Source organism: Culturomica massiliensis (assembly GCF_900091655.1).
GTDB classification, from domain to species: domain Bacteria; phylum Bacteroidota; class Bacteroidia; order Bacteroidales; family Marinifilaceae; genus Culturomica; species Culturomica massiliensis.
The window spans coordinates 394467-406458 of sequence record NZ_LT594621.1 but is presented as its reverse complement, the minus strand read 5'-3'; the positions used below and the strand labels follow the sequence as shown (position 1 = coordinate 406458).

Genomic DNA, 11992 nt, shown 5'->3' with positions numbered 1-11992 from the left:
AATTAGTTGGTTATACCTACTTTCTTACCTTTTGTAGCAAACTTTTTACCTTCTTGTTGTTGGCGTGCATTTTGACCTTTATCCTTTTTTGGGTTAGGTTTAAACTTCTGAAAATCGTACCCATACCTGCCGTTTTCTTTTTTCTTCCAACCAATCCAGTTACCGTATGGCTCTACGGTTTTACCGTGTCGTTTGGTCATGCCGTCTATCCAAACATAATTGCCGGCATTCATCTCTTGTAATTGTTTGGGAGTTACTTCTTTTCCATTAATTTGCTTAGCCCTGCATACCTTTTGTACATCTTCGGAAAGTTCCTGATAATATTTTTTACAGTCGATTTTCAATCCTCTTTCTATGGCATCTATATAAGCATAAGCACCGTATGATTCTCCACCCTCTTTAGGTTTCAAATCCGCCATTTTGACTGAAAAACCACCAAGAATCCGTCCTTTTTCATCGACTGTAACTTTATGTCCGTTAATATCATCCCAGATCACCATATTAGGAGATTTAAACATGGGAATGGCTTTGTTCACAAGAGGATCATAAGTAAGATAAGCTTCCCTTACATTGCGTGTACCGGGTTCAACAATATTGATTGTACCTTCTAACCGCCCATTTATAAGCTGCTGCATTTGTTGATCGTTCAAAGGGGTTCCCATTACGTAACGGGACAGTTCATGTGCTACTCCGTCAGCCTTAACACGAATCGTTCCGTCTTGCCTTTTTATAAGCTGCATTACGAACATATCATCTACTGCTATACCGTTCAGATCACCTTTTAAGTGAAAAAGTACATTCGATCTTAACCCTTTTTCCATACGTTCAGTTTGTCCCTTCTCTTCCACAATTTTGCGTGAAAAACCTACTTCTTCCAGTTCTTTCCAATTCACTTTATTGAGATCGATATAAGGTTCTTTTTTCTTTGCCATTTCTTTTTCTTTATTGACTAATTGCGTTAATTCAGAAAGGACTTTTAAGATTTTGTCACCTTCTGGCGTTTTATTTTGCAGTGCATTTTTAATTACTTCTACATTTTCTTTAATCTCTTTTTTATCTGATTTATAAAACTGAAGATGCACTAAAGGCGATCTTATCGATTCAATAAAATTTTTCCAGAAATTAGAAAACATACTTGCATTCTTATCCACCTGCATATAGTGGCTTTCATTTTCTGGGGTAGGCTCAACAGACTGTAAGATTCCTTGTTGATCTACGCCGCTAACAACTCTTACATCTTTTCGGTTCTGATTATAAACCAGAATAACATCGCCGGGTAACTTTTTCGTAGGATTTTGTTTTTTTGCCATAATTGTAAAATTTGAATTAAACAACGATTATCGGAAGCGAAGATAGGCATGTTTGTTGTTAAATGTCTATATATCAATACATACAACATCATTTAGTACCCTAAACAGCTACAATTGTCCCTTTATTAAAGAATAGCTTTATAGAAAAAGCAGCCCTTTTGAAGCTGCTTCTTTTTTTATTCTTCTTCATCCTCTTTTAAAAGATGTCGTAAGTTTGGATCATTCTTAATTCTTTTTTTCTCGTCTTCAATAATTTGAATCACCTCTCTTTTGATTCGGTTATAATTATTTTGAATTTGTTCATCCATTCTATCTATTCCGTTTTCGTCGCAAAAATCGGTAATGACAGGTATTTCCCGGTATGCTTTTTCTTCCTTCTTTACTTGTTCGGTATCTACTAATATTTCACAATGGAAAATCTTTTGTTCAATACGTTGATCGAAATTATCTGCCACAGAGCCTACGAATGTTCCTTGTGTAAGATTAGAGATTTTCGACGGTGGAATAAGTACATCCAATTGAGTGTTGAATGTACTGGAATTATCATTTCTGTTGATTGTATTCGATTGGCGTTCCTGTACAATTTTTCCAAAACGTTCTGATAAAGTTTTAGCCGTATCACCCACAACCTGTCCTGCAAATACATTCCCCACCGTATTAATAATTACTTTCGCCTCTTTCTCCCCATAATCACGGATTAGCTGTGAAAAATCCTGAAAACCTAAAAGTATGGCGACCAAATTTGCCCTCGCAGTGGCAATTAAATTATCAAGTCCTTTAAAAAATATTGTCGGTAATTCATCTATAATTACAGACGATTTAAGGCGGTACTTCTTATTAATCAGTTTTACAACTCTACCATTGTATAAACCTAATGCAGCCCCGTATATACTTTGCCTTTCCGGGTTATTGCCAATACACAGGATTTTAGGCTCGTCCGGGTTATTCACATCTAAAGTAAAGTCATTTCCCGACATTACCCAGTAAAGAGCCGGAGATATAAGACGGGATAGCGGAATCTTTGCACTTGCAATTTGTCCCTGTAATTGATCTTGCGCATTACTCTCCCAGGCATCCATAAAAGCAGACAAATAATTTTCTAACTCTGGATAACTTGTCAGGATTATAAAGGTATCAGCATATTTCCGGTTCAAAAATTCTATTGCATGCGGAAATGTACAATACTTTCCGTTTTCATATATTTTCAAAAACCAAATAATAGCAGCTAACAAGATGATCGGAGATTCAACGAAAAAATCCCCCTGTTTTTCAACCCACGTTCGATTGAGGTTTAGCATAATGGTATAACTGGCTTCGTAGGCATCTGAAATATCGGTCATAAAAATCGGATTCAGCGGATTACAGCGGTGTGATCGCCGGGGATCGTCGAAGTTGATCGTATAAAATTTAGGCGTTACGGTATAACCTGCTGTATGCTGTAAAAGGTGGTTATAGGCTATCTTCGTCAGATCAGGATACTTATAATCGTATAAGTACATGGCAAAGCCTTTTTCAATTTGCTGCTTAATATAACCATTAACGATAGCATAAGATTTACCGCTTCCGGGAGTTCCTAACACCATAGAAGCCCTAAAAACATTAACAACATTAATCCAACCGTTATAATACTTTTTCTTGTAATAAAAACGCGTAGGTAAGTTCACCGAATTAGGATTTGTCATTAGCCGTATCTCCTGCATAAAGCTTTCGTTCTCACGATTGAAAACATCATCCAACCTTTTACTTTTCAGTAAGCGGCTTACCCATACCCCGGCAATCATAAGGAAAATATACCCTCCCGAAAGTGTCAAAGCATATAAAGAAGTAACTACAACCATAGGTAGAGAAGTTGCCAAAAGCCACCCATTGAAAAAATATAGGGAAAAGCCTATTCCTGCATACAAATTGATATTTCTCCAGGTTATTTTTTCATTTTTTATCCCTTGTGTCCCCAAGCAGGATAAAGCCAACAGCAACAGAGCAAAAAGCTTTGTAACTAAGGTAGAAGAGAATAATCCCGACTTTTGAAAATTTATCAGGACTTTATCGATAAGTGAAAGTGTAAAACCGTTAGCCTTAAACCAGGCATAACAGTACCAATAAATATGAATCAGTATTAATAATATGCTTACAGCCCGCAAAAAGTCTACAACTTTTGCCAGCCCTCGCAAATCGTCTTCGTTTTGCATCATGCGAAAATTATGTGCCGGAAGTGGGATTTTCCGGCACGGTTAAACAGTTTGGTTTTAAGTGGGTATGGGGGGGATTAGCCCAATTACTAAATCGAACGTTTTCTTTTTTTGCGTTTTTTGGGTTTCTTCATCTTTTCTTTTTCATAGATTGGAGCCGGGTCCGTTGGTAACAACAGACCGCACCAATCAGTACCGCTTTCTGCCATTTTACCGGGTTCTGCCTTCTGTTCCGTTTGTTTGTATATGGATGTAAAGCTATCACTAAACAATACTTGAAATACATTGGCAGAAAATTGTTTTCCCAGCTTAGAGCCATTGAAAACATATTTGTTACGATGATCTATAAATGTAACTCCATATATCCGGTTCTCCGTGTTCGTTCTAAAGATTACGTCGATGTTCTTGTCTTTAAGTTTTCGTTTAAACTCTTCCATGTTCCGGGCATCCATGCAGGTAAGAATTTCCTGTTTGAGTTGTTCTTTTATTTCCAGAGTTTTATGTTCGTTCTTTGAGTTTTCGATATTATGCAATAGAGTTTCATAACCTATTTGCTTTCCCCAGAGAGAAGCCTTAAACCGTGTTCCCGTGGGTTTTCCTTGTTCGTCCAAAGCAAAATAAATCAAACCGGTATAATACTTACCGTTTACCTCTCCCTTTACCTCTTCACAACCAATGTTATACAAGGAAAGTAAAGCATTAAATTCTTTTACGGACTGAAAGCGGTACTTTATTAACTCCTTAACGGTGTTCCTGATCTGCCTTTTTACATCGTTAGTTTTGTAATGAACCGCTTTTAGTACATTCATCTTTTTTTCTTCTTCGGGTGTAGAAGGTTTAAGCCCATATTTCTTTTCTAACGCATCTGTAATCTGTTTGGAATGGCGGTGTTCGTAACTGTCATTGATTTTTACCCCTTGTTCATCCACACGCACGGAAACAATATGTATATGTTCCCTCTCAATATCCCGGTGCTTAAATACAAGGTAAGGTTGATGACCATACCCCATTTTATTCATATATTCTTGTGCAATTTCTTTTAACCGTTCATCAGATAGATGATCGTCCGGGTGTGGATTCAATGAAACATGAAAGACTGTTTTCTGAGTACGATTATTATTATTCAAATAGGTATTGAAACAATCCAGCATTAAATCCATATCCGGTATTTTGTCATCCCTTTCAATCATATTCTCGCACATGAATACATCAGCTTTATTCTCTTGTACTTTATCCAAATTGTATTTAAGCACCCCATAAATATTACTACCTGATGTTATTTTGGCAACCATTTTTGTTTATATTCTTCCGTTAATTCAATGATTCTTTGCAAATATGTAACAAGTTTAGCCGTTTCTTTTTCCAGTTTAAACAGATAGGATAAAGCTATTTTTTCAGTAAAAGCATGTTTTAAAGATTTCACGACCTGATTATAATTCACTCCGATTTTTCTTATTTCCGCATTAGTGGCACTTAATTTCACACATATATCATAAGCGGATTTATCGGTTGTCACCACTTTAAACGGTTTATTCAATATGCAGTTAGTAATAAATTCCGTAAGTGTTTTTGCCCCGGATTGTTCAAACAGTTTTTTAAATTGTATATCCTCATGTTCGTTCAACCGAAAATTATACCTATGTGTTTTACTGTTCTGGTTTTCCATATGAATATTTATAAAATACGACTTCGGAGTATTCTTACCTCTTTCCCCTCTTCGGGGAAAGCCAGGCTTTTTGTCATACAAAAAGGTCTTTGTATGACAAAGACACACCTGGCTATTTGCTCCACGCAAATAAAATTCTGCTATGAGCAGAATTAAATCGCAGTAAAAATTGAAGGTAAAAAAACACCCTATTTTTTCATGGGGCAAGATAAAACCTATTCAGAAAACAGGACGAATCCCTCCCCCATGTCAAATGCGGTCACTATGCAGACAAATGAGTTTTAGTAACAATTTTGTGGATAGGTACAAGCGTAAACATACACCAACGCACGTATGTATTTCTAAACTTACTTCTATGAATATTGAAGTATGCATAAATTGATTGATTTACGTACATATTTGTACACACATCTATTTACGTACTTACATCTATATGTACGGATGCATGGATTTACTTATTTACGTGGTTACAGGTTTATGCAGGTATGTACTCACTCACATACTTACGTCATAATGGATTCACGTATTTACCTGTTTACACTAATACACATTTATGTATTGGTGTACCCACATCTGTACGGGAACAAATCTACTTCCAAAAAATAAACCGGCACATTTTGACCAATGACCAGCGCCTCGATTGTATTACTTTGTCTATTCTTGTCTAAGTTGATTTACTTCAATAACTTACAAATAAAAGGTAAAATAGAAGACAGTAGGTACACATCAGAGGTCAGGGGGTGGAAAACATGATTGTATTCTAATTTTTTGGTTTTTCTTTGTTTTGTCACCTGCTATAAAAAGGGACAAAAAGGAACAGGATTTATAAATAAAACAAAAAGAGAAACCATGTTAAAAGTAGCTTTTTCAACCCCCAAAGGAGGGATCGGCAAAACAACGATAACGGTAATCGTAGCAAGTTATCTACATTACCAAACTGACAACAGGGTTATCGTATTGGATGCTGATTATCCGCAATTCTCCATACAATCCATGCGGCAACGGGATATAGCACAGGTCAATAAAAATGACTATTATAAAACGCTTGCTTACAATCAATTTACAAACAGCAACAAAAAAGCCTATCCGATTCTAAGCGGAAAACCTATCCATATCTTGCAGGAATTAAATTCCATTTTCCCGGATGATTACGATATTGCTTTATTGGACTTCCCGGGAACAGTCGGCAATGAAGGTGTATTGGAAACAATATCCCAACTGGACTATCTGTTTATTCCTATTACAGCCGATTTTGTTGTTATGGATGTAACTTTGAAATTTGCTACCGTACTTCAGGATTTATTAAAAAGCGGACAAACCCACCTGAAAGGTATATTCTTATTTTGGAACATGATAAATGCCCATGAACGTAGTGGTTTATATCTTGCTTACCAGAATGTTATCGGAGAGTTGGGTTTAAATCTTCTCAAAACTCAACTTCCTGATACCGTACGCTACAAAAAAGAAATTCAGGCAGAAAAGCGAAGTGTTTTCCGTTCAACCCTTTTCCCCCCAAGTTCCCGGTTAATTAAAGGCAGTAATATAGATACTCTGGTTGAAGAGATTCGCGGGATTATTAAACTATAAATTAAAAGTCATGGTTTCAGAAAAGGGAAAAATAGATGAAAACTATTTACAAGAATTGATTGCCGGGGGTATCCCCAAACGTACAAATGAAACTGCAACGGATGAAAAAGAAGAAACTGCGGATAAAAAAGAGTGGAACACACGACGCAAGAAGGGTTTACCGGATTACTCCGTGTTTCTACAACCGAATATTGGAATGCCGACACAAAAGCGAAAATGTGTATATGTCAGTCAGGAACTACAAGAAACAATAAGCCTGATCACTAATATATTAGGTTCAAAAAAATTAACGATCGGAATATATGTCGATCATGTACTGAATGAACATCTATCCATGTACAAAGACACGATCAATGCCTTACTTGACAAGAACAAATTAACAATATAAAATGATCGAATATATTATTACAGGTATTATAGCCTATTATCTGACTATCTTTTTAGTGATATATAAATGTGACTGGCGAAGTATGTTAGGTTGCAGGGGGAAGCCGCCGGATAAATCCCCGAACGTACCCTCTGAAACTGCGGATACTTCCGTTCTGGTGGTCGGGAAGAGTACATTTGTGTACCAACCGCCACCGCCAGAACCCCCATTCGTAGAGGAAAAAGAAAAGTATTCAGCAATAGATCAGGAATCTTTGGATGAAGCAGCGGCGGAAGCGGATCAGGAAGAAATAGAGGGTGCAATTCCTAAGTTGTCCGAAGAAGAAATGTACTACCGTTATCCGCCGGATCAGGAAGATTATTCTTCCTTCGCTGCGGGAGTTGCTTTTGATGATCTGCCCAAGGTCAAAACAGTTTTAACAACAGATGACAATACAGAAGAAGAAGAACGGGAAACTGCTATTATTATTGACCTCAATCGTAATAATTCTTTGATACAGGGTATTATCAGCAACATCCCGGAAGGTGAAAAAAGAGTAGATCGGATATTACATAAACATCTCAATCCATTTTATCAAACAGAAACGGACGAAAATAACGGAGGAAACGGAATAAGCGAAGAAATTAAAAATTTCAACATCAATAACTATATACACACCGGATAAAACCGGGAATGTACCACTTAAAACCAACAGTTTAACCTGTACCGGGGAATCCTACCCCCGGTACATAAATTCAAAAAAAGCATGAAGAAAACAATACTTTTCTTATCGGCTATCCTGATAGCTACTCCATACCTTTACGCACAAGGCAACGGCATAGCTGGAATTACCGAGGCTACGGATATGGTTTCCAGTTATTTTGATCCCCTTACAAAACTGATCCTCGCTATCGGCGCCGTAGTCGGACTTATCGGTGGAATCAAGGTATATAACAAATTTTCTGCCGGTGATCCAGACACGGCCAAAGTTGCGAGTTCATGGTTTGGGGCGTGTATTTTTCTGATTGTGGCAGCGACTATATTACGTTCTTTTTTCCTATAACCTATGGAATATTCTATTAATAAAGGTATAGGCAAAAATGTAGAATTTAAAGGCTTGCAAGCGCAATACCTTATCATTTTTGCAGTTGGTTTACTGGGAATCTTTTTTCTCTTTGCTATGCTGTACCTACTTAGCATACCGATAGCAATATGTATGGTTTTAGGACTTATCGCTTCCACAGTCTTAATCTTCTTTACCTTTCAGCTAAACAGGAAATACGGACAACACGGTCTGATGAAGTTAGCAGCCGGTAAAACACGACCGCAATTTATCACTAACCGGAAACCGATCTATCAGTTATTCATATCAATTTCAAAGGAATATGGAAAACATACTAAGAATAAAAACATTAGAGAATAAATTTCCTTTACTCGCCATAGAAAATAACTATATCGTCAGTAAAAACGCAGACCTGACCGCTGCTTTTCGCGTCGTATTGCCTGAACTATTTACGATCACACCGGACGATTATAAAACAATACATACCACTTGGCTAAAAGCGGTCAAGGTCCTGCCGGATTACACGATTGTACACAAGCAAGATTGGTTCATTAGAGAAGATTACCGACCGGAATTAAAAGAGTATAAAAGTTTCTTATCTCGTTCCTACGAACTGCACTTTAATGAGCGTCCGTATTTACATCATTATTGTTATTTGTTTCTTACAAAAACAACAAAAGAACAAAGTCGCCGGCAAAGTAATTTCAGCACATTAAGCCGGGGGTTCATCATCCCCAAAGAAGTCAATCCTGAAACATACAGCCGTTTTAATGAGGCTGTGGAACAATTTTTGAAAATCGTAAATGATTCTGGACTTCTTACCCTTTACCGCTTATCGGATGAAGAAATCACAGGCTCCCGGGAATGTGCGGGATTGATCGAAAAATACCTTACCCTTACCCATAGGGATAAAACCGTATTACAAGATATAGGCTTATATCCTTCCGGCTTGCATATCGGAGATAACCGGATATGCCTGCACACCCTTAGCGACGTAGACGAATTACCCGGTAACGTGGCTACGGATACGTGTTATGAAAGATTAAGTACCGAACAGACAGCTTGTAAATTATCCTTTGCTTCGCCTATTGGTCTGCTTTTGTCCTGTAATCATATCTATAATCAATACCTCTTTCTGGATCATTCGGGAGAAAATTTAAAATTATTTGAAAAGCGGGCTAAAAACATGAAATCCCTTTCCAGATACAGCCGGGCAAACCAGATCAACCGGGAATGGGCGGAGATGTATTTGAATGAAGCACATGCCAAAGGGCTAATGTCTATCCGGGCACATTATAACATATGCGCATGGGCAGACAATGAGCCGGAATTCAGGCAAATCAAAAATCAATGCGGAAGCCAAATCGCGCTTATGGGCTGTAAGCCTCATTACAACGTAACGGATGCCCCGGCACTCTTTTGGGCGGGTATTCCGGGAAACAGCGGGGATTTCCCTTCGGAAGAATCTTTCTATACATTCCCGGAACAAGCCCTATGTTTTCTAACCAATGAAAGTAATTACCGGGACTCAGCAAGTCCTTTCGGCATCAAACTGGGAGATCGTTTAAGCGGTAAACCGCTATGGATAGATATTTCCGACCTCCCCATGAAAATGGGATACACGACCAACCGGAATAAATTTATCCTCGGGGGAAGCGGCAGCGGAAAATCATTTTTCACCAATCACATGGTAAGACAATACTATGAACAACAAAGCCATATATTAATAGTCGATACAGGGAACAGCTATTGGGGATTGTGTACCCTAATCAACGAACAAACCAAAGGCGAAGACGGTATCTATTTTACCTACACGGAAGAAAATCCGATAGCATTTAACCCGTTTTACACAGATGATAAAGTTTTCGACATTGAGAAGAGGGAAAGTATTAAAACGCTTATCCTGACCTTATGGAAGAAAGACACCGAACCAGCTACCCGGGCGGATGAAACCAACCTTTCCAATAGTGTAAACCTTTATATCAAAAAAATTCAGAGTGACGAACAGATTACTCCCTGCTTTAATACTTATTACGAATTTCTCCAGACGGAATACCGGGAAATATTACAACAGACGCAAGTCCGGGAAAAGGAATTCGACCTGTTAAACCTGTTAAACATTCTCGCTCCTTATTACCGGGGAGGCGAATATGATTATCTACTTAATTCTACGGCTGAAATTGACTTACTGCACAAACGCTTTGTGGTGTTCGAATTGGATAACATCAAAGATCACCCGATATTATTTCCGGTGGTTACACTTATTATCATGGAAAGCTTTATCAACAAAATGCGTCGTCTAAAAGGAATACGGAAGGTATTAATTATTGAGGAAGCCTGGAAAGCTATAACAAAAGCTGGCATGGCGGAATACATACGTTACCTGTTTAAGACTGTCAGGAAATACTACGGAGAGGTTTGTGTTGTTTCACAAGAAGTTGAAGATATTATTTCTTCGCCAATCGTGAAAGAAAGTATTATCAACAATTCAGATTGTAAAATTTTACTCGATCAACGGAAATACCTGAATAAATTTACTCCTATCCAACAATTATTAGGGCTTACAGACAAAGAAAAAGCACAAATATTATCGCTTAATATGGCAAACCGCCCCGATAGAATTTACAAAGAGGTCTTTATCAGTTTAGGTGGAATACACAGCGCGGTTTATGCCGTCGAAGTTTCAAAAGAAGAATACTACATCTACACTACCGAAGAAAAAGAAAAAATGCGTGTCATGGAATTAGTCAAACAAACCGGGAGTCTACAATTGGCAGTAAAACAATTAGCTACCGGTTGATTTTCAATTATAATTTTTAACCACTTAAAATCCTATTATCATGTGTAATTACAACATTCAACACTTCAACCGGGCATGCCGGGAACTCGAAAAAATGTACGCCATGTGCGGTTGTTGGTGGGGTTCTGATTCTGAAACCTGCCACATGCTTATTATTGAAATTGTCAGGGGAAAACTACAAGCGACTTTTCTCTTTTTTGAACAGAGTAAGTTTACAGAAGTTTCTTCTTCTCCAATCATTCAAAAAAGCAGCAAATATTTTATACAAACCCCCATCGGCGACATTCCGCTTTCATACTACAAGGATAGCGATACGGTAAAAACCGACATTCGCTATAAACGGGCGAGTGGTACAATTTTGAAAAAGTTAAGGTAATGCAAGTAAAGTTCCATTTCATCCTATTACTGGCGGCATTTGTGCCGTCAGTAGTTTACGCTCAAATACCCGTTACCGACGGAGCGAATATAGCCCAAAGTATCGTAAACAGTAGTCAGGAACTTGTACAGAGTACGACTACAGCCTCCAATATGGTAAAAAACTTTCAGGAAACTGTAAAGATATATGAACAGGGCAAGAAATATTACGACGCTTTACGAAAGGTAAATAACCTTGTGCGGGATGCCTTAAAAGTACAAAAGACGATACTCATGCTCGGTGAAATCTCGGACATTTATGTAAACTCCTATCAAAAGATGCTTCGCGATAAAAACTATACGGCATTGGAACTGGCAGCCATTGGACGGGGGTACGCTCAACTCTTACAAGAAAGTACGGATATTTTGCTTGAATTGAAGAATGTAGTCAATGCGACAAGCATGAGTATGACAGACAAAGAACGTTTCGATCTGATCGAACGCTCCTATCAATCCATTTTGAGGTATAAAAATCTTGTCAGTTACTATACCAATAAAAATATTTCCATTTCCTATTTACGTTCAGCAAAAACCGGAGAAATCGGACGTTTTCTCCGCCTATACGGTGAAGCAGAACGATATTGGTAAAATAATCT

Annotated in this window: 12 protein-coding genes; 8 read left to right on the top strand and 4 right to left on the bottom strand. The window is 37.9% G+C overall.

Annotated features, from left to right (window positions below):
* Positions 1-2 precede the first annotated feature (2 nt).
* The 4 genes from BN8908_RS02810 to BN8908_RS02795 form a co-directional block, all read right to left on the bottom strand.
* Positions 3-1310, bottom strand: coding sequence for a DUF3945 domain-containing protein (locus BN8908_RS02810; protein ID WP_068688943.1), 1308 nt, complete (start codon positions 1308-1310; stop codon positions 3-5).
* Positions 1311-1486: 176 nt separating this feature from the next.
* Positions 1487-3499, bottom strand: coding sequence for a conjugal transfer protein MobC (mobC, locus tag BN8908_RS02805; protein ID WP_068688941.1), 2013 nt, complete (start codon positions 3497-3499; stop codon positions 1487-1489).
* An 89-nt stretch (positions 3500-3588) separates the two neighbouring features.
* Positions 3589-4791: a conjugal transfer protein MobB gene (gene mobB, locus BN8908_RS02800; RefSeq protein ID WP_068688939.1), complete on the bottom strand. Its 1203-nt coding sequence runs from the start codon at positions 4789-4791 to the stop codon at positions 3589-3591.
* On the bottom strand, positions 4776-5165 hold the full coding sequence (locus BN8908_RS02795) for a plasmid mobilization protein (protein WP_068688937.1): 390 nt from the start codon (positions 5163-5165) through the stop codon (positions 4776-4778). The genes mobB and BN8908_RS02795 overlap by 16 nt, the downstream gene beginning before the upstream one ends.
* Positions 5166-6014: 849 nt before the next feature.
* Between BN8908_RS02795 and BN8908_RS02790 the strand changes: the two genes are divergently transcribed.
* The 8 genes from BN8908_RS02790 (at position 6015) to BN8908_RS02755 (ending at position 11984) form a co-directional block, all read left to right on the top strand.
* Positions 6015-6752, top strand: coding sequence for a ParA family protein (locus BN8908_RS02790; RefSeq protein WP_068692065.1), 738 nt, complete (start codon positions 6015-6017; stop codon positions 6750-6752).
* Positions 6753-6762: 10 nt separating this feature from the next.
* On the top strand, positions 6763-7140 hold the full coding sequence (locus BN8908_RS02785; protein WP_068688936.1) for a DUF3408 domain-containing protein: 378 nt from the start codon (positions 6763-6765) through the stop codon (positions 7138-7140).
* A gap of 1 nt (position 7141) precedes the next feature.
* The gene (locus BN8908_RS02780; protein WP_068688935.1) at positions 7142-7804 is read left to right on the top strand and encodes a hypothetical protein; all 663 of its coding nucleotides are present in this window, start codon (positions 7142-7144) and stop codon (positions 7802-7804) included.
* An 81-nt stretch (positions 7805-7885) separates the two neighbouring features.
* Positions 7886-8182, top strand: a complete 297-nt coding sequence (locus BN8908_RS02775; protein ID WP_068688934.1) for a DUF4134 domain-containing protein — start codon at positions 7886-7888, stop codon at positions 8180-8182.
* A gap of 3 nt (positions 8183-8185) precedes the next feature.
* The gene (locus BN8908_RS02770) at positions 8186-8542 is read left to right on the top strand and encodes a DUF4133 domain-containing protein (RefSeq protein ID WP_068688932.1); all 357 of its coding nucleotides are present in this window, start codon (positions 8186-8188) and stop codon (positions 8540-8542) included.
* Positions 8505-10982: a TraG family conjugative transposon ATPase gene (locus BN8908_RS02765; protein WP_068688931.1), complete on the top strand. Its 2478-nt coding sequence runs from the start codon at positions 8505-8507 to the stop codon at positions 10980-10982. The genes BN8908_RS02770 and BN8908_RS02765 overlap by 38 nt, the downstream gene beginning before the upstream one ends.
* 40 nt (positions 10983-11022) lie before the next feature.
* Positions 11023-11358 (top strand): hypothetical protein, encoded by a 336-nt coding sequence (locus BN8908_RS02760; protein ID WP_148453152.1) that lies wholly within the window; start codon positions 11023-11025, stop codon positions 11356-11358.
* Positions 11358-11984: a DUF4141 domain-containing protein gene (locus BN8908_RS02755; RefSeq protein ID WP_068688928.1), complete on the top strand. Its 627-nt coding sequence runs from the start codon at positions 11358-11360 to the stop codon at positions 11982-11984. The genes BN8908_RS02760 and BN8908_RS02755 overlap by 1 nt, the downstream gene beginning before the upstream one ends.
* Positions 11985-11992 lie beyond the last annotated feature (8 nt).

Bases quoted from the DNA above. Each gene is read 5' to 3' on its own strand.
- BN8908_RS02810 (WP_068688943.1), bottom strand. From the start codon at position 1,310: ATGGCAAAAAAACAAAATCCTACGAAAAAGTTACCCGGCGATGTTATT.
- mobC (WP_068688941.1), bottom strand. From the start codon at position 3,499: ATGCAAAACGAAGACGATTTGCGAGGGCTGGCAAAAGTTGTAGACTTT.
- mobB (WP_068688939.1), bottom strand. From the start codon at position 4,791: ATGGTTGCCAAAATAACATCAGGTAGTAATATTTATGGGGTGCTTAAA.
- BN8908_RS02795 (WP_068688937.1), bottom strand. From the start codon at position 5,165: ATGGAAAACCAGAACAGTAAAACACATAGGTATAATTTTCGGTTGAAC.
- BN8908_RS02790 (WP_068692065.1), top strand. From the start codon at position 6,015: ATGTTAAAAGTAGCTTTTTCAACCCCCAAAGGAGGGATCGGCAAAACA.
- BN8908_RS02785 (WP_068688936.1), top strand. From the start codon at position 6,763: ATGGTTTCAGAAAAGGGAAAAATAGATGAAAACTATTTACAAGAATTG.
- BN8908_RS02780 (WP_068688935.1), top strand. From the start codon at position 7,142: ATGATCGAATATATTATTACAGGTATTATAGCCTATTATCTGACTATC.
- BN8908_RS02775 (WP_068688934.1), top strand. From the start codon at position 7,886: ATGAAGAAAACAATACTTTTCTTATCGGCTATCCTGATAGCTACTCCA.
- BN8908_RS02770 (WP_068688932.1), top strand. From the start codon at position 8,186: ATGGAATATTCTATTAATAAAGGTATAGGCAAAAATGTAGAATTTAAA.
- BN8908_RS02765 (WP_068688931.1), top strand. From the start codon at position 8,505: ATGGAAAACATACTAAGAATAAAAACATTAGAGAATAAATTTCCTTTA.
- BN8908_RS02760 (WP_148453152.1), top strand. From the start codon at position 11,023: ATGTGTAATTACAACATTCAACACTTCAACCGGGCATGCCGGGAACTC.
- BN8908_RS02755 (WP_068688928.1), top strand. From the start codon at position 11,358: ATGCAAGTAAAGTTCCATTTCATCCTATTACTGGCGGCATTTGTGCCG.